The sequence below is a fragment of the Microbacterium sp. LMI12-1-1.1 genome (genome assembly GCF_040676455.1).
GTDB lineage: Bacteria > Actinomycetota > Actinomycetes > Actinomycetales > Microbacteriaceae > Microbacterium.
Window position 1 is genome coordinate 634,760 of the sequence record NZ_JBEGIA010000001.1, and the last position, 21,089, is coordinate 655,848.

20 protein-coding genes are annotated in these 21,089 nt (G+C 68.2%); 9 read left to right on the forward strand and 11 right to left on the reverse strand.

All coding sequences use genetic code 11. The features are described 5' to 3' along the window. The 4 genes from cls to MRBLMI12_RS03115 all read left to right on the forward strand — a co-directional run bounded on the left by cls (window position 1) and on the right by MRBLMI12_RS03115 (window position 4,359). Window positions 1–1,479: a cardiolipin synthase gene (gene cls, locus MRBLMI12_RS03100; protein WP_363353790.1), complete on the forward strand. Its 1,479-nt coding sequence runs from the start codon at window positions 1–3 to the stop codon at window positions 1,477–1,479. A gap of 105 nt (window positions 1,480–1,584) precedes the next feature. Beyond that, entirely contained in the window at window positions 1,585–2,850 is a 1,266-nt protein-coding gene (locus MRBLMI12_RS03105) for a glycosyltransferase (protein ID WP_363353792.1), read from the forward strand. Further along, window positions 2,840–3,601: an ABC transporter ATP-binding protein gene (locus MRBLMI12_RS03110; protein WP_363353794.1), complete on the forward strand. Its 762-nt coding sequence runs from the start codon at window positions 2,840–2,842 to the stop codon at window positions 3,599–3,601. Before MRBLMI12_RS03105 ends, MRBLMI12_RS03110 begins: the two co-directional genes overlap by 11 nt. Next, window positions 3,598–4,359, forward strand: coding sequence for an ABC transporter permease (locus MRBLMI12_RS03115; protein WP_363353796.1), 762 nt, complete (start codon window positions 3,598–3,600; stop codon window positions 4,357–4,359). The genes MRBLMI12_RS03110 and MRBLMI12_RS03115 overlap by 4 nt, the downstream gene beginning before the upstream one ends. A 34-nt stretch (window positions 4,360–4,393) precedes the next feature. Here the strand turns inward: MRBLMI12_RS03115 and MRBLMI12_RS03120 are convergent, their stop codons facing one another. The 7 genes from MRBLMI12_RS03120 to arsA all read right to left on the reverse strand — a co-directional run bounded on the left by MRBLMI12_RS03120 (window position 4,394) and on the right by arsA (window position 11,363). Continuing rightward, a complete protein-coding gene (locus MRBLMI12_RS03120) occupies window positions 4,394–4,564 on the reverse strand; it encodes a hypothetical protein (protein WP_363353798.1) in 171 nt (56 codons plus the stop codon). Between the two features lie 60 nt (window positions 4,565–4,624). Beyond that, window positions 4,625–6,082, reverse strand: a complete 1,458-nt coding sequence (locus tag MRBLMI12_RS03125; RefSeq protein ID WP_363353800.1) for a glycosylase — start codon at window positions 6,080–6,082, stop codon at window positions 4,625–4,627. Beyond that, window positions 6,079–7,125, reverse strand: a complete 1,047-nt coding sequence (locus tag MRBLMI12_RS03130; RefSeq protein ID WP_363353802.1) for a glycosyltransferase — start codon at window positions 7,123–7,125, stop codon at window positions 6,079–6,081. Before MRBLMI12_RS03130 ends, MRBLMI12_RS03125 begins: the two co-directional genes overlap by 4 nt. After that, a complete protein-coding gene (locus MRBLMI12_RS03135; RefSeq protein WP_363353804.1) occupies window positions 7,122–8,255 on the reverse strand; it encodes a glycosyltransferase in 1,134 nt (377 codons plus the stop codon). The genes MRBLMI12_RS03130 and MRBLMI12_RS03135 overlap by 4 nt, the downstream gene beginning before the upstream one ends. A 152-nt stretch (window positions 8,256–8,407) precedes the next feature. Further along, entirely contained in the window at window positions 8,408–8,728 is a 321-nt protein-coding gene (locus MRBLMI12_RS03140) for a glycosyltransferase (RefSeq protein ID WP_363353806.1), read from the reverse strand. Window positions 8,729–8,737: 9 nt separating this feature from the next. Continuing rightward, the gene (locus MRBLMI12_RS03145) at window positions 8,738–9,415 is read right to left on the reverse strand and encodes a glycosyltransferase (protein ID WP_363353808.1); all 678 of its coding nucleotides are present in this window, start codon (window positions 9,413–9,415) and stop codon (window positions 8,738–8,740) included. A 181-nt stretch (window positions 9,416–9,596) separates the two neighbouring features. Beyond that, window positions 9,597–11,363 carry an arsenical pump-driving ATPase gene (gene arsA / locus MRBLMI12_RS03150; protein ID WP_363353810.1) on the reverse strand — a complete coding sequence of 589 codons (1,767 nt, stop codon included), beginning with the start codon at window positions 11,361–11,363 and terminating at the stop codon, window positions 9,597–9,599. A 179-nt stretch (window positions 11,364–11,542) separates the two neighbouring features. On the opposite strand from arsA, the gene MRBLMI12_RS03155 reads away from it, so the two are divergent. After that, window positions 11,543–12,445: a hypothetical protein gene (locus tag MRBLMI12_RS03155; protein ID WP_363353812.1), complete on the forward strand. Its 903-nt coding sequence runs from the start codon at window positions 11,543–11,545 to the stop codon at window positions 12,443–12,445. Between the two features lie 91 nt (window positions 12,446–12,536). Next, entirely contained in the window at window positions 12,537–14,432 is a 1,896-nt protein-coding gene (locus MRBLMI12_RS03160) for a heavy metal translocating P-type ATPase (RefSeq protein ID WP_363353814.1), read from the forward strand. Here the strand turns inward: MRBLMI12_RS03160 and MRBLMI12_RS03165 are convergent. After that, complete coding sequence (locus tag MRBLMI12_RS03165) at window positions 14,426–16,105, reverse strand: ABC1 kinase family protein (RefSeq protein ID WP_363353816.1); 1,680 nt, start codon at window positions 16,103–16,105, stop codon at window positions 14,426–14,428. The genes MRBLMI12_RS03160 and MRBLMI12_RS03165 overlap by 7 nt on opposite strands. A gap of 146 nt (window positions 16,106–16,251) precedes the next feature. Here MRBLMI12_RS03165 and MRBLMI12_RS03170 point away from each other — a divergent pair, with 146 nt between their 5' ends. Further along, entirely contained in the window at window positions 16,252–16,656 is a 405-nt protein-coding gene (locus tag MRBLMI12_RS03170) for a TM2 domain-containing protein (RefSeq protein ID WP_363353818.1), read from the forward strand. Window positions 16,657–16,742: 86 nt separating this feature from the next. Here MRBLMI12_RS03170 and MRBLMI12_RS03175 read toward each other — a convergent pair whose 3' ends face one another. Both MRBLMI12_RS03175 and MRBLMI12_RS03180 read right to left on the reverse strand, forming a co-directional pair. Further along, on the reverse strand, window positions 16,743–18,002 hold the full coding sequence (locus MRBLMI12_RS03175; protein WP_363353820.1) for a wax ester/triacylglycerol synthase domain-containing protein: 1,260 nt from the start codon (window positions 18,000–18,002) through the stop codon (window positions 16,743–16,745). 30 nt (window positions 18,003–18,032) lie between these two features. Beyond that, entirely contained in the window at window positions 18,033–18,752 is a 720-nt protein-coding gene (locus MRBLMI12_RS03180; protein ID WP_363353822.1) for a glycosyl hydrolase family 65 protein, read from the reverse strand. Between the two features lie 262 nt (window positions 18,753–19,014). On the opposite strand from MRBLMI12_RS03180, the gene MRBLMI12_RS03185 reads away from it, so the two are divergent. After that, window positions 19,015–20,130, forward strand: coding sequence for a hypothetical protein (locus MRBLMI12_RS03185; RefSeq protein WP_363353824.1), 1,116 nt, complete (start codon window positions 19,015–19,017; stop codon window positions 20,128–20,130). Continuing rightward, window positions 20,127–20,330: a hypothetical protein gene (locus MRBLMI12_RS03190; RefSeq protein ID WP_349428313.1), complete on the forward strand. Its 204-nt coding sequence runs from the start codon at window positions 20,127–20,129 to the stop codon at window positions 20,328–20,330. Before MRBLMI12_RS03185 ends, MRBLMI12_RS03190 begins: the two co-directional genes overlap by 4 nt. A gap of 169 nt (window positions 20,331–20,499) precedes the next feature. On the opposite strand, the gene MRBLMI12_RS03195 is transcribed toward MRBLMI12_RS03190, so the two are convergent. Beyond that, window positions 20,500–21,027 carry a pyridoxamine 5'-phosphate oxidase family protein gene (locus MRBLMI12_RS03195; RefSeq protein ID WP_363353826.1) on the reverse strand — a complete coding sequence of 176 codons (528 nt, stop codon included), beginning with the start codon at window positions 21,025–21,027 and terminating at the stop codon, window positions 20,500–20,502. Window positions 21,028–21,089 lie beyond the last annotated feature (62 nt).

Sequence of the window (21,089 nt, forward strand, 5' to 3'; positions counted from 1 at the left end):
ATGGACGGCACTATCCTCGCCAATCTGATCTGGGTGATCAGTCTCGTCGCCCATGTGACGGTCATCGTGCTGGCGCTGATCTACATACCGCGCGATCGGAAGCCCACGGCGGCGATGGCCTGGCTGCTGCTGATCATCCTGTTCCCCTTCTTCGGGATCGTCTTCTACCTGCTCATCGGAAACTTCAAGCTGCCGAAGAAGCGCCGCAACGAGCAGGCGCGGATCGACACGCTCATCAAACAAAAGGCTGCGACGGCCGGGACGGTGGTGGCGGATGCGACGAACTGGCCCCGATGGTTCCAGCGGATCGCGCAGCAGAATGAGAGCCTCACCGCGCTTCCGGCGCTGGCCGGCAACAATGCGGCCCTCTACGGCGACTATCAGGCATCCATCGACGCGATGACGGCAGAGGTCGACCGCGCGCAGAAGTGGGTGCACGTGGAGTTCTTCATCGTGGGGTGGGATGACACCACGCGCGGGTTCTTCTCGGCGATGGAACGCGCCGTCCAGCGAGGCGTGTCGGTGAAGCTGCTCGCGGATCACATCTCGTCAGCCAAGGTGGCTCACTCCAAAGAGACGTTCGAAGAGCTGGATCGGATCGGGGTGAAGTGGGCATGGATGCTGCCGGTCATGCCGTTCAAGGGCAAATATCAGCGTCCCGACCTGCGCAACCACCGCAAGATCGTCGTCGTCGATGGCCGCGTCGCGTTCATGGGGTCGCAGAACCTGATCTCGCGCGACTACGACTCCGAGAAGAACATCAAACGGGGCCTGAAATGGCAGGAACTGGTCACCCGGCTCACCGGCCCCGTCGTCGCATCTGTGAACGCGGTGTTCCTCTCGGACTGGCTCATCGAGACGGATGAGGACCTGATGGCCACAGAGCATGTTCCCGTCGAAGAGCTCGTCGTGGACACTTCCCCGAAGGCAGTCGTCTGCCAGGTAGTGCCGTCTGGACCGGGCTATCAGACCGAGAACAACCTGAGGCTGTTCCTGTCGCTGATCTATGGCGCGACGGAGAAGGTCATCCTCACGTCGCCGTACTTCGTCCCGGATGAGGCGATGGTCTATGCGATCACGACCGCCTGCCAGCGCGGGCTCGAGGTGCAGCTGTTCGTCTCGGAGATCGGCGATCAGGGATTGGTCTACCACGCGCAGCGTTCCTACTACGACGCGCTGCTCGAGGCGGGAGTGAAGATCTTCCTGTACCCGGCGCCGTTCATCCTGCACTCCAAGCACTTCTCCATCGACGACAACATCGCCGTGATCGGATCCTCGAACATGGATATCCGGTCTTTCAGTCTCAACATGGAGATCTCGCTGCTCGTCCTCGGCGAGTCCTTCGTCGCCGGAATGCGCGAGGTCGAGCAGGGCTACCGGGACGCGGGCCGCCAGCTGACTCTCGAGGAATGGAATCGCGAGCCCGCCAAGGCCACGTTCCTCGACGGCATCGCCCGACTCACCTCCGCCGTCAACTGATGACTGCACTCGAAGAGGAGCGCGTCGATTCGCTCGCGGTTGTATGGTGACCGTAGGAGTGCCGGGAAGCCTGGTCGGCGATCGTTTCGTCGATTGGACTTGCTGATGCGCGTACTCATCCTCACCTTCGGCACCCGTGGCGACGTCGAGCCGTTCGCCGCCCTCGCTCAGCGCCTGACCGCGGCCGGACACACTGCGGTGCTGGCCGCCCCGGAACCGTACCGTGAGACGGTTGCGGCCGACGTCGGCTTCGAGCCGATGGCGACCGAGATGGACCGAGTGATGCGCGCCGGCATGACACGGTTGCGTGGCCCCGCCCACGCTCTGACCCTCGCCCGAGAGATGGCGCAAGGCATGCGCGTCTCCCTCCAGGAGCAGTGGCAGATCGCGCAGCAGGTCCAGCCCACGGTGATCGTGGGGCATCCGAAAGCCCTCGGCGGTCTGCATGTGGCGGAGCGCCTCGGGGTGCCGTTCGTCGCCTCCCTGCCCCTGCCGTTCCTGACCCCCACATCCGCCTTCCCGGTTCCGTTCCTCAGCCGACAGCTGCCGGGGTCGCTCAACCGGATCTCCTACGACTTCAATCGATTCACCGCGCTTGCGTACGGTGGCATGATCAACAGGTTCCGCCGCGGAACTCTCGGGCTGTCGCGGATGAGCAGACGCACCGACTACCTCACGACCCGAGAGGGCGCCGCCGTCCCAGTGCTCTATCCGTTCAGCCGGCATGTCGTGCCCGTCCCCGCCGACTACCCTTCCTCCGCGCACGTCACCGGTTACTGGTTCGGCGAGAGTGCGCGAGGCTGGGAGCCTCCGCGCGACCTGGCCGAGTTCCTTGGCGGGGGTCGCCCGGTCATCTATCTCGGGTTCGGCAGCATGGCCTTCGGCGGCAGAGCCGAGGACCGGGGCCGCCTGGTCCGCGAGGCTCTCGACGAGGTCGGGGCGCGGGCGGTGGTATCCACCGGCTGGGGTGCCCTGACCATCGAGCCGAATGAGCACATCCACCCCGTCGACGAGGTGCCTCACGACTGGCTGTTCCCTCGTATGGATGCCGTGGTCCATCACGGCGGATCCGGCACCACCGCGGCCGGGTTGCGCGCCGGCAAGCCGACGCTCGTGTGCCCGGTGCTCGGCGATCAACCGTTCTGGGGGCGCCGTGTTCACGAGCTCGGGGTCGGACCGCGTCCGCTGCCGTTGCGCCGAGCAACGAGCCAGGCTCTCGCCGCGAGGCTCGTCGACCTTCTCTCGCACGCGACGTACGCGGCATCCGCCAGCACCCTGTCGGCGCAACTCGCGTCCGAGGATGGGCCCGACGCAGCGATTCGAGTCCTGGAGCAGATCGAGCTTCAGGCGGGACGGCGTCATGTCCGGTAGCCGCGCGCGGAAGCCGACACTCAGTGAACTTCGTGTGGAGTTGCGCGGGGTTCGCCGCGAGTTCCGCGGCGGCGCGGGCGTGCACGGCGTCGACCTCTCTGTGAGAGGCGGTGAGATTCACGCGTTGGTGGGCCTGAACGGCGCCGGCAAGACCACGATCATGCGCCTGATGTTGGGCATGCTGCGTCCCGATGCGGGTGAGGTCCGGGTCGGCGGGATGGCGCTGGCCGACCTGCCTCCGCGAGCGTGGGCGGGGGTCGGCCACCTTGTCGAACAGGCGGTCGCCTACGGGGAGCTCGACGTGCGCAGCAATCTGCGTCTGTCGGCCCGGCTGCACGGCGCGACGCCGGTCGAAGCCACGGCGATGGTGGAGTCGGTTATCGCTGAACTCGACCTGACGCGGTACGGGCGCGTTCGCGCACGCCGGCTGTCCCTGGGCAATCGCCAACGAGTCGGATTGGCGACCGCTCTCCAGCACGACCCGCGACTCATCATCCTCGACGAGCCAACCAACGCGCTCGACCCGGCCGGCGTGATCCTGCTTCGCGGGGCGCTGCTCCGCCGCGCACAGTCCGGCGCCGGCGTGGTCGTCTCCAGCCACCACCTCGACGAGGTGGCGCGCATCGCCGACCGGATCAGCGTCATGAACGACGGCCGCATCATCGGAGCGCTCGATCCCGCCACGGTCGACCTCGAGCGGGCATTCTTCTCACTGGTCCACGCCGATGACCTCTCACGGCGGCCGGAATGAACGCCCTCGGGGTAGCCGTGTCGGTCGAAGCCCGCAAGGCCGTCGCCTCGCGCGTCGTTCCGTGGACGTCCGGGATCCTGATCCTCGGACTCGCGGCGCTCACCGGCGGGCTGCTGGCGGCCGCGGCCGCCGGTGACGAGCGAGTGCTTGCCCGACTCGGACCGCTCGCAGACACACACGGCTGGACATTGCTGGTCGGCACAGCGGCGCAGATCCTCGCCGCAGGAGGATTCGGCGCCTGTGGCATCCTCATCGCCTGGCTCTATGGCCGCGAGTTCGCCGACGGCACCGTCGCCGGCCTGTTCGCCCTCCCCGTTCCGCGATCGTCCCTCGCGTTCGGCAAGCTGCTCGTCTTTCTCGGGTGGGCGACCGTGATGGCATTGGTGCTCACCGCCATGCTCGGCCTGATCGGAACCGCAGCAGGCTTGCCCTCGAGCGACCCCGAAGGGACGCTGCAACTCCTCAGGATCCCGCTGCTCACCCTCCTTACCGCGTGCCTCGCGGTCCCGGCCGGCTGGGTGGCAAGCGTCGCACGCAGCATCCTGGCCGGCATCGCCGCCACCATCGTGCTCCTGATCGTGGCGCAGGTCTGCGCCGTGCTCGGCGTGGGCGTCTGGGTCCCGCTCATCGCCCCGGCGCTGTGGGCGATCGCCCCGGACACCGTGCCGTGGCCTTCGCTGCTGGGCGTCGTCACCGTCCCGATCGTGTTCGGCGCAGCGACCGCTCTCACGTGGGCGCAGATGCAACTCGACCGCTGAACGCGGCTCACCCGACCCTGCGACTCCGGTCGGGTCAGGGGCCGCTGTTCCGGCGACCGGCCGCTCGCCGCACGAAACCGAAGATCAGGGTGCCGACGAAGAGGATGACGCCGATGATCCCCAGCCAGAGCAGCCCCTCGAGAGCGAACCCCACGACGGCGAGGATCGCCCACACCACGAGGAGGATCACGATCACCGTCAGCATGACCTCAGATTACTCCTCGCCAGTAGGCGCGTGGGGGGTCGGCCGGCGACCTCGAAACGCTCACGGATGGAGGGAGGCGATCACTTCATCGATCCCGATCGAGAAGATGCGGATGCGGTCATCGCCGACGCCGACCGGAATCCAGAGGGTTCCCCGATGTGCGATAGCGCCGCACGAGTAGACGACCCGCGGCACGTAGCCGTCGCGCAGCATGCTCACGGGCTGCAGAAGTGGCTCGCGTGACCGTCCCACCACGCGAGACGGGTCATCGAGATCGAGCAGGATCGCGCCAAGCGAATATGTGCGCAATGGCCCGACTCCGTGCGTGAGGACCAGCCATCCGCTCTCCGTCTCGATGGGCGCGCCGCAGTTTCCGAGCTGAACGAGCTCCCACAGCTCGGTAGGGCGATGAACGATGCCCGCGTCGTCCCAGATGACGCCGTCGATCGACGTCGCGAGGGAGATGTTCTCGCCGTCGGTGCGGCTGAGGGCGAGGTGAAGATCCCCGACGAGCCGCGGAAAGAGCGCCATCCCCTTGTTGTGGGCGCCGCTGCCGGTCAGGCGGTGGATCGTGAACTCGCGGAGATCCGGCGATGTGATCAGGCGAGGCGCGATGTCGTGGCCGTCGTACGCGGTGTAGGTCGCGCGATAGCCGGTGACCGCGTCGGCACCGGTGAAGTGGACGAACCGCGCGTCTTCCATGCCGTGGTTCTCCTCGGCGTCGACGGGCAGAAGCATCCGTCCACTCAGGGGCGAGTCGGGCGGGAAATCGGCCCGGTATGCGGACGCCGCCATGTCGCGCATCGCCTGCGTCGGCCAGCGGCTGTCGGGACGGGTCGAGAGCTGGTCCGGGAGCTCCAGGAGGGCGTACTCCAGCTCGGCCACGCTGAACCTCTCGGGGAGATTGCTGAGCACCGCGCTGGCCAGATCGGTGAGGTGGCCTTCATGCTCGAGCGCGCGGCCGAAGTGCTGTCGAGACCACTCGGCACCCCGCACGAGGGGAAGCGTCAGCGGCGTCGCGCGTTCCTCGAATGTCCAGCCATCATCGGCGTCGATCACTGCTTCGGCGAATCCGATGGACGAGACGTGCCCTTCTCCGATGCAGCGCAAGGCGATGGCCACCCGCAGCTCGTTCGGACCGAGTCCGTCCTGCGAGGGATGCTCGACGGCGCTGGGGTTGCAGAGGGCCGCCCCCTCGACGGCATACTCCGCCGTGAAGGCCGCCCCCAGCACCGCTCCCTGAGCATCCGTGAGAGCCGCGGGGCCCACGATGCGGCTGGCGACAGCTCGAGCATTCGCGGCCAGCAGGTCGGCGACACCCGCATGCCTGGCCGAGAGCTCCCCGACGACGTGTGCCGCCATCCGCTCGGTCAGTGCGGCAGGTCCCGCGAGCACTCGGGCGATGATCTGTGCGACGCGCGAATGCGACGAGCGCAGTCCCTCGCCGGGGAGGAAGAATCTGGCCACCACACGGGTCGGATCGTGGTCGAGGCTCGCAGGATGCTCGCGAATCGTCATGGCGCCACCCGTTCCACCACTCCGAGGCGGGCAGCCTGCTGGTAGGTGCCGAGGGCCGCGAGTGTGGATTCGGCCCCTTGGTTCTCGTTGCGCCCGCCTGCCTCCAGTCCGTCGAAGCCCGCTCCCGACTCGAGATCGATCATGGGTGTGAGGGCGTCGTTGTCGCCCGTGAACCACGCCCACGCCGCCGCGACACCGTCGCGCCACGAAGGATCCGCAGTGAGGGCGAAAGCACGGGCGCACGCGTCCGCGATGGCGGCCACCTCGATGGGCTGCTGATCGAATTGAACCGACCGCTGAGCGGGGCTGCGGCCGCTGACCCCCGTCACCGACAGGTGGCCGTCACGTGTCTCGACATCCAGCAGGAACCGCAGCATCGCGAGTCCGCGAGCCACGATCCGAGGATCGTCCATGGCCGCACCCCCGGCGAGGAGGGCTTCGGGGAGCGCCGCGTTGGCGTAGCGCAGGCGCGGTTCGGGCCATGGCCAGCGGGGGTCGGATGGGACCGCGATCGAAGCAACCCCGTCCAGCAGCAAGGCGCGGGCGGAGAGGTCGTCGGGGTCGGCGCTGAGCACGTCTGCCGCTCCCAGCGTCGCGAACGCCATCGCCCGCCCGTGCGGTGATCTCGAAGATGCGGCGCGGTGGAACGTGATCCGGGCACGCGAGCGATCCGATGCGGTCGGGAGTTCGACGGATGCCGCGCCCAGGGCGCGCAGCGCGCGACCCCACCAATCGCCGAGCCCGGCATCGTCCGTCCACTCGCCTCCGGCAGCCATGCGGTTGTGCACCTGGCCGTCGACGTCGACAGCGGCCTCGAGGAACCGGAGACATGTGCTGACGAGCCGATCAAGTTCCGCAGTGCGCTCGGACTCACGCAGCAGGACGACGAGAGCGCGAGCGACGTCGTCGACGCAGTAGCCGTGATCACGGCGGGGCCTATCCAGGAGCGCGTGCTCGAAGAGGCCGTGCCCGTCTGACATGGCCAGGAGGTGGGCGAAGGTGGGCGCGCCCGACGCGCCCTGGTCGGTGCCGTGACCGGTCATGCCGCGATCGCCACCATACGGCCGGCCAGTGCGCGGTACTGCTCGGCGACCGCGGGCCACGAGGCATCCTGCGTGTCGCGCAGCGCAGCGTCGTGCATCTGCTGCGCGGTGGTCTCGGCCCCGAGGATCGTCCGGATGGCCTCTGACATCGACTGCGGGTCCTGATGCCGAGCGATCAGCCCCGCTCCCCTGCCCAGCAGCTCGACGGCGTGCGGGAAGCCTGTCGCCACGACGGGGATCCCCGCGGCCACCGCCTCGATCAGCACACCGGACGTCGCCTGGTCGCGAGAGTCGTAGGGCAGCAGAACGACGTCGGCCCGGGCCACGTGCTCGGCGAGCTGCGAGTCGTCGAGGTAACGGTCATCGAGTGTGACGACATCGGCCAGATCGAGGTCGTCGATCAGCCGCTGCAGTGCTTCGCGGTAGCGCTCCCCGTCGCGCGCGACCACCTTGGGATGGGTCTGACCCGCGATGACATACGTCACCGGCGTGCCGGCATCCTGCAACTGGGCCAAGGCGCGGATACCCCACTCGATCCCCTTGCCGGGCGAGATGAGTCCCCATGTGAGGACGCGCTTCGACCCGCCATCCTTCGTCACGCGAGCTTCATGTGACACCGGCACGCCATGAGGGATGACGCGGACTTTCGATCGCTTGACGCTGTACGTGCGCAGCAGGATCTCGCTCGCGTTGTCGGTCATCACGACGACGTTCGCGGCCAGTTTGCACACCGTGTCGAGCACGACCCGCTGGTGGGCGGTCGGCGCGGAGAGCACCGTGTGGAGCACGACGATCGCCGGCGTGTTCAGCGATCGGAGCAACGGGATGATCTCGTCGCCGTCCGGGCCCCCGTAGATCCCGTACTCGTGCTGAACGATCGCGACGTCGCACTCGTCGAGCGCACGGACGGCCGCCCGCAAGGTCACCCGGTTGCGTGCAACCAGCTCCACCGTGCTCGGGATCCGGCCGGTCTCTTCGGCGCCGCGATGGCTGTCCATCACGTCGAGCACCCGGACGATCGTGGGCGTGTGCGGCTCGCCTGCGGCGAGCGCACCGGCAAGCGCCTCCGTGAACGTGGCGAGACCGCAGCGGGTGGGCGGATAAGTGGAGAGAAAACCGAAGCGGGTCATGTGACCATCTCTGTCGGCCCGGCGTCTGTCGACCCCGGGGACTCGAGACGTCTGCCGACGGCATCCCTCGTGGAACTGCGCCAGCGTCGCCGCGGTCCGGTTTACGCGACCGGTGAGCATGGCTGCGCTTTGTTTCGCACCCTACACCACCCTCATGTGCGGCTTCGGGGCGAGGCGAGGACCAGCTCGTAGACCTCGAGGTAGCCATCCACCATGCGCTCGACGTCGAACCGCTCGCGGGCCCTGGCGCGGACGGTGCCGCGATCGAGCGCCACCGCGGTGGCGACGCGGTCGACGGCCGCGGCGACATCGTCGACGACGAAGCCTGTGACGCCTTCGTCGATGATCTCGGGCATCGACCCGCGCCGGTACGCCACGACGGGAGTGCCGCACGCCATGGCCTCTACGACCGACAGCCCGAACGGCTCGTCGAAGTGGATGGGATGCAGCAGCACCGCAGCCGATGTCAGCACGTCTGCGCGCTAGGCCGGGCCCACCGATCCGCGGTATACGACTCTGTCGCCGTCGATGTGGGGTTCGATCCGCTGCGCGAAGTACGCGGCGTCCTGGACGATCCCGCAGATCACAAGCCGACGTCCTGCGCGCGCGGCGATCTCGATCGCGTCGGCGATGCCCTTGTCGGGGTGTATGCGCCCGAACACGACGAGGTCGTCGCCCGTCGCCGCCGAGCTGTCGAGTTCGACCATGTCGATGCCGTGGTGGACCGTCGCGACGTAGTCGAGGCCAGGTGAGCGGTCGGCATCCGAGATCGAGACGAAGGCGGATGCCGACCGTTCGTAGGCCGGCAGGATCGCGTCACCCGAGAAGCCGTGGATCGTCGTCACCATCGGTGCCGCCCACTGGGCACCGAACACGAGCGGCAGCCAATCGAGCTGGTTGTGCACGATGTCGAACTCGGCGGACCGCTCCATCGCGCGGGCGACATGCAGCGCCTCCCACACCCGGCCATCCATCTGCGGATCCTCGGCGTAGCCGTGCGGTGCCACGAACTCGAGCGCCGCGGCCGTCTCGGAGTCGGCGGTCGCGAACAGCGTGACATCGACGCCCCTGCGCACCAGCCCCTCGGTCAAGAGGCTGGTGACGCGCTCCCACGGTCCGTAGTGGCGCGGCGGTGTGCGCCACGCGATCGGACCCAGCATGGCCACCTTCACGGTGACCGCTCGGTGGCGTGTGCCGGATTCATGCCGCCTTCTGCCTCGATCATGAGGGGAGGCTACGCCTGCGCTGACCGGGCGAAGCGACGCAGAGCCGGTCGATCCCCGAGTGCGCGTGCCGGCAGGAGACAGCGGATGCAACGAACCGCCAGCAAGAAGCGACTCCTCAAGCGGCGGGCTGCGAGATGGCGCCGGTCAGTGCGGACAGGCGCGTGACACCGATCGGCTCCTCTGCGAGCAGCGGGACGATCGCGACCCGATCCGCCAGATCGCGCACGTGCGCGATCTGCGCAATCTCGTGGCGGGCACGCGTGCGCAGAAAGGCCGACTCCGGGTGCGCCGCGGCGATCGAGTTGTTCACGACCCATGCCCACGGATGGATGCCGGCCCGCTCGAGGTCATCCCGCAGACCGACGGCTTCCAGCACGGGGGTCGGCTCGGCGAGTGTGACGACGAGGATCTTGGTCTGCGCCGGTTCCTGGAGGCGCATCAGCGGTGTCGAGTAGGTCAGGTGGGCCGGCCCCATCTGCCGCGCGATCTCGCGATGGTACGAGCCGGTCGCGTCCAGCAGCAGGAGTGTGTGCCCCGTCGGCGCGGTGTCCATCACGACGAACCGGCGTCGCGAGTCGTGCACCGCGCGGGAGAACTGCTGGAAGACTGCCACCTCCGCTGTGCACGGCGACATGAGATCCTCAGCGAGGGCGGCGCGCCCCAGCTTGTCCAGATCCCTTCCCTTCGTCGCCATGACGCGTGTTCGGTACTGCTCGAGAGCGTCGACAGGGTCTATCCGCGTCACCGTGAGGCCCTCGACCTCCTCGCCGAGCGTGTCGGTGAGGTGGGCGGCCGGATCGGTGGTGGTCAGAAGCACCTCATGGCCATGCTGGGCCAGCGCGAGCGCCAGGGCCGCGGCGATAGTCGTCTTGCCGACGCCGCCCTTCCCCATGCACATCACGAGGCAACGACCGTCGCGCTCGATCTCGTCCACGAGCGTCGCCAAGGGGGCATCCGGCAGGTCGGGGACCGCCGCCCCATCGGCGGCCGGCGCATCTGCACGATCCGGTCCGAAGAACGCGCGGAGCGCGTCGAGACCGACGACGTTGCCCGCCTTCAACTCCAGGACATCGCGCGGCAGATCGGCGATCGTGGCTGGCACGGCCGACAACGCCGCCGCCTCGCGCGCGCGAACCGCCGACGCGATCGGCTCGTCGCCCGCTCGATCAGGAAGAACGCCGTTGATCACGACGAAGGCGTCGGTCATGCCGATCGCCGTCAGCTCGGAGAACGTGCGCTCGATCTCCGTCAGCGCGGACGGCTGAGGGCGGGCGACCAGAACCAGTCGGGTGCGGGCCGGGTCGGTGAGCGTCGCGACAGCGGCCGCATATGTCGCGCGCTGCCTCTCGAGGCCGGCGAGAGGTCCGAGGCATGAGGCGTCGCCGCCCGTGGAGAGGAACTCGGTCCATGAGCCGGGCAGTTGCAGCAGCCGGATCGTGTGGCCGGTGGGCGCCGTATCGAAGATGACGTGGTCGTAGTCTCCGTATTCGGAGTCGTCCGTGAGTAGTCGGGTGAACTCATCGAACGAAGCGATCTCGGTCGTGCAGGAGCCCGAAAGGCCCTCGGTGATCCCTGCGATCTCCATCTCCGGCAGGAGCCCGCGAATCGGTGCGATGATGCGCTCCCGGTAGGCCTCGACGGCTTGCTCCGGATCGATCTCCAAGCCCGCCAGTCCGGGCACCGACGGGATCATCGTGACGAGATTGCCGATCGTGATGCCGAACACCTGACCGAGATTAGATGCAGGATCGGTACTGACGAGCAACACCCGCCGCCCGTGGCTCGCCAGCTCAACGGCGGTCGCGCACGCGACCGAAGTCTTGCCCACGCCGCCCTTGCCTGTGAAGAACAGGAACCGTGGCGCGTTCTCGACGTATCTCATGATCGATACCCATCTTCCTCGCGCCCAACGAACGAGCCGGGTCCAAGGTCCCGCACGGCCGACGCGCCGGTCTGGCCGGCGCCGCTCCTGCCCCGCGGCGGTTCGAAGAGTCCGGAACGATCGCCCGGGCGGGACCTTCGGCCCAGCCGGGTCGCGATCGACGGGTCCACTCTGTCGACATGCTCACGTCGCGACCTCGACCTGTCGCCGGCTTCCTCGTGCGTGTCACGCTCGCGCACGTCGTCACCTACTTCGCTGTCGGGCTGGTCGCGGCGACGGTCTTCAACTACGAGGAGCTGTTCGCCCAGCCGATCATCCGTGACTTCATGCGCCCGTTCGGTTCGGTCGCGGTGATCGTCGGTCCTCTCCTTCAGGTGGTGCGCGGACTCATCATCGCAGCGGTGCTCCTGCCATTCCGCTCGGTCCTGGTGGCACGACTCGGGTGGCTGTGGCTGTGGCTGCTCTTCATCGGGGTCGGAATCCTGTCCACACCCGCAGCGGCACCGGGCTCGCTGGAGGGGGCGGTGTACAGCCAGCTGCCGTGGTGGTATCACCTCATCGGCATGCCGGAGATGCTGGTGCAGACGTTGCTGTTCAGCGCCCTCACCGGTCTGATCGCGCGGCATCCCGACGGGGTCATGGCGGCCCTGCCTCCCGTCTTGGATCGGGTCGTCCGTGCCCTCGTCGTGACCTGCCTGTCGTTCATCGGCTATGCGGTCGTCTCTGTGATCTTCGCGCTCGCCTCGGGTGCCGCGGTGGGGTCGGCGGAGAACCTGTCGCCAGCGGTGCAAGGGGTGTTCGTCGCACCGTTCGTCGCCAACGGGGTCATCGCCTTCTTCGCGTCCGCGAACGGGTCGCGTGGGCGGGCTGCCGCGGCACTGATCTCCTACGCCTTCGGAGCCGTTGCCATCCTCGGCTACCAGGCGCTGGTCTTCGGAAGCGCGGGCCTTCTCTACGCGCTGGTCGCACCGGTCCTGCCGGCAGCGATCCTGTGGTTCGCCACATCTCGGGCGCCCCGCGAGGACCCGGCGTCGGTCGATGACGCCGAACGGTCGGTCAGCCGGCCCGGATCACTGCGTTGAGTCCTGACCGGTGAGCATGATCCGCCCGCGGCGAGCCGAGTCCCACGGCCGGCTCGAAACACCGCCTCCGCGGTCTGAGAGGCTGACCCGTATGCGGTTCCTTCGATCGATGTGGACCTATCCGGTCATCACGGTGACCATCATCGTGCTGGGAAGCGTCCTCGCGCTCGAGGCGGCAGGCGAAGCCCAGCTCGCCCGCTGGACCGCCGTGGCCTGGGTCGGAGCGGTGGTCATCTGGACGCTCGTCGGCATGGTCCGCGACGTGCTGAAGGGCCACGTCGGGCTCGACATCCTGGCGGTGGTGGCGATGGTCGCGACCTTGGCGGTCGACGAGTACATCGCGTCGCTCATCATCGTCCTGATGCTCTCGGGGGGCGAGGCGCTGGAGGACTTCGCGCAGCGGCGAGCGAAGCGCGACCTGACGGCGCTGCTGGATCGCTCGCCACGGATCGCACACATCGTCGAACGCGCCGCCGATGCGAGCCCACGGCAGGGCGAAGTGGTGGATGCCGCCGTCGACGACGTCGCCGTCGGCGACATCCTGCTCGTGCGGCCGGCGGAGATCGTCCCCGTGGACGGGGTGCTGCTCTCCGAAGACGGCGCCTTCGATGAGTCCTCACTGACCGGTGAGAGCCTGCCGGTCAGCAAGACGGCCGGCGACGAGGTCCTCTCCGGCGCCATCAACGGCACCCGGATCGTTCGCATCCGCGCCGCGCGTGGCAGTGCCGACAGCCAGTACCAGCAGATCGTCGCACTCGTGCGCAGCGCGCAGGAGTCCCGCGCGCCGGTGGTGCGGCTCGCCGACCGGTTCGCGATCCCCTTCACCGCCGTCTCGCTCGTGCTGGCCGCGACAGCGTGGGCGCTCTCGGGCGATCCGACCCGGTTCGCCGAGGTGCTCGTGCTGGCGACACCGTGCCCTCTCCTCATCGCGGCGCCCGTGGCATTCCTCGGCGGTCTGTCACGCTCGGCAAAGGCCGGTGTGATCATGAAGGGCGGCGCGGTGATCGAGCAACTGGCCAGGGTGCGGTCGGCGGCCTTCGACAAGACCGGAACCCTCACACGGGGGAAGCCGACGCTGGCAGCGGTGCGAGCCGTCGATGGCTTCCCCGCTGACGAACTTCTGCGGTTGTCAGCGTCTGCCGAGCAGTATTCGACTCACGTGCTCGCCGACGGCATCCGCCAAGCCGCCGCCGAGCGGGGGCTCGACCTCGTCGCGGCCGAGGACGCGAGCGAAGTCGCCACGAACGGTGTGACCGCCCGCATGCACGGACGGACCATCGTCGTCGGCAAGCCCGCTTATGTCTCATCGATCGCCCCGGACACGCACCGGACCGTGCTGGCCCCAGGGCAGGCTGCGGCCTACGTCGCGGTGGACGGGCGGTACGCGGGGGCGATCGTGCTCGCCGACGAACCCCGACCCGAGTCACGGGCGGTCATCTCATGGCTGCGAAGCAACGGGGTGGAGCGGATCACGATTCTCACCGGGGACGCCCACACCACAGCCCAGTCGATCGGGGAGGCGGTCGGCATCGACGAGATCCACGCGGAACTGCTTCCGGGCGAGAAGGTGCGTCTGGCGGCGGAGCTGAGCCCCGGTCCGGTGATGATGGTGGGCGATGGGGTGAACGACGCGCCGGTGCTGGCAGCCGCCGACATCGGCATCGCCATGGGCGCGAAAGGCGCGACCGCGGCGGGGGATGCCGCAGACGTGGTGATCCTCGTCGACTCGGTCGCGAAGGTCGTCGACGCCATCTCGATCGCCCGGCACACGCTGCGGGTCGCGCTCACCGCGATCTGGATCGGAATCGGGCTGAGCATCGGCCTCATGATCGTCGCGATGACCGGTGTCATCCCGGCCGTGGCGGGGGCGCTCATCCAAGAACTCGTCGACCTGGCGACCATCCTGTACGCACTGCGCGCCTTGCGCGGGCCTGTGAGCGAGGTCCCCGCAGTCGTCGCGGCGGCACCCGGGACGCCGGGTCAGTGAAAGCGCCGATGCCTGGCTGTCCAGGAGAGGTAGGCACCGAGTGCCCCGATCGCCCCCAGCCCGGCACCGACCATCGTGCCGCGCCAGGAGCCCCATCGCCGGTCGGACGACACCAGCCCGCCGATGCCGCTGATCAGGGCGGCGCCGATCATGCCGGCGACGAGCCGGTTCCCGATTCTCTCCGCCCGCCCGACAAGCGGCTCGAGTTCGGCCGCTCGCAGGTGCACTTGGATACCGGTGGTGTCTGCGGCATCCACGAGCCGGCGCAGGATGCTCGGGAAGTCGAGTGCGAGCTCGCCGACGTCGATCGAAGCCCTCGCGAGGCGCTTGGCGATGGCGGAGGCTCGCAGCCGCTCCCAGGCGAGGCGTTCGGCGTAGGGACCGAGCACTTCGCCGAGGCGGAAGTCGGGGTCGAGCCGCATGGCGAGCGCTTCGATGAGCAGCAGCGCCTTGAAGAGCAGCATCATCTCGCGGGGCAGCCGAACGCGGTTGGTGCGGAGAAGGGTGAACAGGTCCGCCATCATCGGGGCGAACGGGGTCTGCCGGACAGAGCGCAGCTGGTACCGGGCGACGAACGGACGCAGATCGTCGCGCAGCGTCAAGCGGTCGACGGACGCTCCCGTCACCGAGACGTCGATCAGGGCTGATGCGAGGAGCTCGGCGTCACCGCGGACCATCGCGATGAAGAGGCGGCTCAGGTGTCCTCGCAGTTCCTCGCCGATCACGCCGACCATGCCGAAGTCGATGAGCGCGATCGCGCCGTCAGGATGGATGAAGAGGTTCCCGGGATGCAGGTCCGCGTGAAAGAACCGATCTTCGAAGATCATCTTCAGGACGATGTCCGCGCCCCGCCGGGCGACGAGGTTGCGGTCGACGTGGGCGTCATCGAGGGCGCCGACATCGGCGACATTCATCCCCTCCATCCGCTCGAGAGTGAGGACTCGCGATGTGGTGTGCTCCCAGTAGACGCGCGGGATGATGACGGAGGGGTCCTCCTTGAAGTCGCGAGCGAATCGCTCGGCGTTCCGGCCCTCCTCGAGGTAGTCGAGCTCCGCACGGATGGTCGCGACGAATTCGTCGACGATCGCGACGACATCGACGTCGCGAGCGAACTGCCATGTTCGGGTGGCCCGGGACGCGAGGTTCTGCAGTATCTCCAGATCGGTCTGCACGAGCGAGACCGCGTCTGGTCTACGGACCTTCACGACCACCGGCGTTCCGTCCGCAAGGGTCGCCGCATGCGCTTGGCCGATCGACGCGGATGCCAGTGGCTGGTCCTCGAATGACGCGAAGACCTGCTCAGGCGGGGCGCCCAGCTCACTGCTGATCACCTCGCGGATCAGATCCACCGGTATAGGCGGTGCGGCATCCTGCAGCTTTGCGAGTTCGGTGACGAAGGCGGGCGGAAGCAGATCCGATCTCGTGGAGAGGAGCTGTCCGAGCTTGATGAAAGTCGGGCCCAGCTCTTCGAGCGCGGCCCGGAGGTGAATGGGCGCCTCCGCGGTGAGCTCCCTCAGCGCGCTCCCGGCGCCGCCCCGCGCACCCCGGAAGGCCCGATCGAGTCCAAGAAGGCCCCACAGGACCCCGAGGCCGTGACGACGCAGCGCAGAGCCGATCTGGCGATACCGACCGATGTGGGTCCGCTCGGGAGTGTCCTGCTGGTCCCCGCTCATGGATCCGACCCTACGCGCCGATGAAGTCGGATCGACAGGCACGGGGCGGGGCCGCTTCGGTGCCATGTGCGGCCGCAGAGCGCGGGACCTTCGACCCGAAGACGTTCGGCGCGACCGCGGGAGAGTGAGACGAACAAGGAGGCAACATGTCCACCACCTCTCCCCCGACCGCAACTGCCGGAGAAGCACTCGCCCCTCAGACGGCGATGGCGTCCGACCGATCGTTCATTGCGACATGGATGTTCTCGTGGCTGCTGGGCTTCCTCGGCGTCGATCGTTTCTATCTCGGCAAGGTGGGCACCGGGGTTCTGAAGCTCCTGACGCTCGGGGGCCTCGGCATCTGGTGGCTCATCGATCTCATCCTCACGCTGGCCGGCGTGCAGCGCGACAAGGATGGGCGTCTGCTGCCCGACTTCGAACAGCACAAGATGATCGCGTGGATCATCACGGCGGCCGGGTTCGGTCTCTGGATTCTCACTGCCGCGATCTCTCGCGTGTTCATGTACGTGCCTGAGCAAGTCTGGCCGATGATGCCCTGGTGGCGCGGCTAGCGGCCGAGGCACCGTTCCGCGCACGCTTGTGGCGTGTGATCGTCCGCATCTTCAATGGGGGGCGATGATCGGTCGCCTGCGGCCACCTACGTGGTCAGCCGGAGGAGTTCCTGCGCCATCCCGTCAGCGAAGGCGGAGCCAGGGATGCTCGCTGCGTCGACGTGGATCCCGCACCACAGCCGGCCCTCGTACGACAACGCAGCGACACCTGATCTGACGTTCGCGGCCAGCACTGCAACCGGCCAGATCGCCGCGACCGGAGCCCCGCAGATGCGCAGGGTTCCGCTGGGACCGGGGACGTTGGTGACGAATCCCGCCACGAGGCGCTGTCGCCGGCCGACGACGTCCATGACGCGCGCGCCGACCGGGCCCCGCATGAGCTCGAGCGTGCCCTGCGCCCTGGCCCGGGGCTTCTCGCGACGCGTCTGCTCGGCGATGAGCCGCAGGCGATGGTCGGCGTCGGTCTCGTCGAGCGGCAGGCGCACGAGCATCACCCCCACCTGATTCGCGGAACCTTCGTGTCTCGTCAGCGCAACCGGGACCGAGACCGGGAGCGACTTCGGAATCGGTTCGCTCAGTGCAGTCAGCACGGCCCGGTAGCCCGCCGCTACAGCGTCGAGGAGAGCATCGTTCACGGTGCCGCCGAGCGGACGCACATGCGAGGTCAGCGAACCGAGGCTGACATCAAGGAACCTGACGCCGTGAAGGGCGCTGCGCGGACCGAGGAGCGCGGTCTGCCCGACGCCGTGATTGATGACGGTCACGAGAGTCCGCTGAAGCCCCACGGCGATCCGCTGCGACCTCTGCGCGAGAGTGGAGCCGGGCGTCGCCGGGCCCGTTGCAGACTCGACGGGCGCGGGCGCAGGCAGCGCATCTTCCTGGAAGAGCGTCCGGGCGATGGCGACCGCCGACATCCCGTCGGCGATCGCGTGATGGATGCGCAACACGATTCCGAGCCCGTCCGTCGTCGCCCCCGGCACGACGAGGAGTTCCCACAGCGGCCGGTCCAGCGGCAGCGGCACACACATCAGGCCGGCGCAGACCTGCTCGAGCCCGCCGACCCCGCGCACAGCCGGAATCGCGCGAACGTGGTGTTCGAGGTCGGGCGCGAGTTCCGCCCAGGCATGCCGACGACCCACCGGCACAGCGACGCGGCAAAGCTGCGGAAGCGTCTCGATGCGCTCACTCAGCCCTCGGCGCAACATCGGCATGTCGGGCAGCCCGTTGGGCCCTACGAACCCTCCGGGGCGCACAAGTCCGGCGACCAGGAACACGTTGACCTGCCCGGCGTGGTCCAACGTGAAGTTCGCCTCGTCCACCGCGGCAAGCCGTGCTCGGGTGACCATACCCCGATGTTCGTCGCCGGGGCCACGAGATCAGGGACGAAGGTCCCTTCGATCTCGAGCGGCTGACGGTCCGGCGTCCGCGCGGAGAAGGGGGAATGTCCTTTCCTCGCCGGGGCCGATCTCGAACTCCGTCCCCTCGACGACGATTCGGACGGGTGCCGCGCGTCCCTCCACGGAGACGATGTGCAGCTCGGCCTGCGTGACGGTCACGCTGAGCGCCAGATCCCGGTACGTGAGATGAAAACTCACCGCATCGATCTCGACGGGCAGCAGGGGATGGAACCAGAGACGAATCGTCGTCACCCTGCCCTCGCGGTCGCGCACGGTGATGTTCCGGGTCAGGATGCCGTGGCGAACGTCGAGCTCCTGACGGAACTCGAGCAGATCCGCATCCGCGAAGGAGTCGATGTCGAACCAGCCGTCGTCCGCCAGACGGAACTGCAGACGCAGCCAGTTCGGCGCATTCACCACCTCTTCGCCGGGCATCTCCACTCCATCGACGATCCCGTCGACCTCGTCGTAGACACCGGCGAAGTAGGTGCCGGGATAGTGCACGTCGTCCGCGACCGACTCCTCCGATGCCCCCCGCGTGCCCCAGTAGCCATTGGCGAGCGTGCAGAGCGACTCGCGCCGCCCCTCCTGCGCCGGCTCGTACTCCTCGAAGGCGACCACCCAGGTGTCGACATCCGCAAGCTCGTCGGGATGTCGAATGCCGCAGGAGCGTTCACCGTGGCGGCCAGACCCTGCCATGGCCCCACCGTACGCGGCGCGGCCCCCGCCCGGTGGGACTAACGACCTTGCCGGATAGCGGGCAGAGCCACCGCGGCCGGTTGCCTGCACGGCCGGCGGTACGAGTGCGCCTGCTGAGCTGACCAGACGAGGCGCGGGACCTTCGGCACTACCGGGCCGCCCCGCCGACCACGCACCGTGGAGTCATGTTCATGCAGCCGTGGGTCGATTCGATAGAGGCATCCCGATGATCGGCGGACCGCACGTACGCCGACTCCTCACCGTGGTCCTCACAGCCGGCGTCCTCATGCTCGGCACCGGCGGCGCGGCCGTCACCGGCATTCCCTCACCGCATTCCGACGCTGTCACGGCAGCGACCGAGGACGATCGCGAAGGCCCTCAGTTCTACTCCGGCTTGGTGATCGATGTCTCCGGCGCGATCGACGGCGACGTGTACGCCTCGGGCCAGACAGTCACCGTCAGCGGCGATGTGACCGGCGACGTGATCGCCGCAGCGCAGACCATCACGATCACCGGCACGGTGGAGGGAGATGTGCGCCTGGCCGGCCAGGATGTCTCGATCACCGGCGAGGTCTCTCGAAGCGGGACGGTCTTCGCCGCGAACTTCACGCTGGGCGACACCGGATCGTTCGGCGCCGACGTGGTCGCCGCTGCGGGAAGCATCGGCATCGCCGGTGACGTCGGCGGCGATGTCGTGGTCAGCGTCGGCAGTCTCGTCATCGACGGATCGGTCGACGGAAGCCTGACCTACGTGAGTGGCGATGACGCGGACATCGCAGAGGGCGCGGTGGACGGGACCGTGAAACGCGTCGAACCTCCGCAAGCACCCCGGGTCGAAGTCTCACCCTGGGCGGTGTTCGTCGGCTGGTTCCTCGGAGTGTTCTACGCGCTCGTCGCGCTCAGCCTCATCACACTGTTCGCCGGTCTGCTCTTCCCACGCTGGCTGCATCGCGTCACCGACCACCTGTGGCCATCGCCATGGAAGGCCCTGCTCGTGGGGTTCGTCTCGGCCATCGCCGTGCCCGTCGCGCTGCTGTTCCTGACCTTCACGATCATCGGGGCCCCGCTGGCGCTAGCCGGCGCGCTGGTGTGGACCGTGATGGTTCTTTCGACCTTCGTCTACAGCGCGTACTACCTCGGGCGCCTCGTGTTCCGCGACAGGCAGCATCCGGTGGTCATGTCGCTCGTGGGTGGTGTGATCCTCATCGTCGCACTGCAGATCCCGTGGCTGAACATCGTGGTCTGGCTCGCGATGGTGTTCTTCGGACTGGGCGCCCAGCTGCTCGAACTGCATCGTCAACGGCCATGGCGGCGAGCACCGGCGACGAGCCGCGAGGTTCCTGCGGGATCTGATCCCATCGAGGAGGGGCAACAATGACCGAAAGCCGCCGTAGCACTCAGGTCGTGCAACAGACGGGGCCGTCGGCGGTGTTCTTTCTGCTCGCCTTCATCGGGGCTGCCGTCTACTTCGTCTCACGTTCCGACGGTTCGTTCTGGGGCGTCGTGCTCGGCATACTGCAGGCGATGGTGTGGCCCGCGTACGCGACCTATCACGCGCTGGATCTGCTGGGGGCCTGAGCCGCGTCGACGTCAGGACACCTCGACGTAGACGTCAAGGACACCTCGGCCATTGGGCACTCCGGCCAGGGGCCGGAGCAGCTCGAGACGGTTCCCGTCGACTAATCGTTCCGCACGTGGTGCGACCGCGGGAGAGCCAGGCGTTCGCGGATCGGCCCACCGGCGCTGCTCACGTCCGCGGAGGATGCGAGGGGATCAGATCGGGACGGTCACTCCGCGGCGGCTCCGGCGGTTCCGGCTCCTCGTCCGCAACTCGAGCAACGGGCCGGGGGGCGGTCGGCGCGATCGCGTCGCGATGCGCGAATCGGCGCCCACTGACAGTCGTCGCAGTGACCTTGAGAACATGCTGCTTGTGCCGGGGGCTCTGCGTCATCAGCCGTCCGACACCGCTGCGTTCGATCTCGACTTCGTCCCGCACCAGAGCGGCCGCTCCTCTCACCACGACACTCCACCAGCCTTCGTCGCTCTCGCCATCGACCTCGAAGGCTGCGAAGGGGTGTGCGGTGATCGAAACGACCTTCACGTCGGGCGCCGTACGGATGTAGACCGCGCCCTCGAACGGCACGAAGTTGACCGGGAAGATGTCGGGCATGCCGTCGCTCCCGGTGACCGCGAGACGGCCGACCGCCGCGGTCTCGAGAAGATCCCAGCATTCGGATGTCCGCAGGAGCGCGCTGCCTGTCGCTGTGCGTCCCATGAGGTCTCCTTTCGTCTTCGCCCATTGCACACGGGAATCCGCGGTCGGGTCGGGCCGAAGGT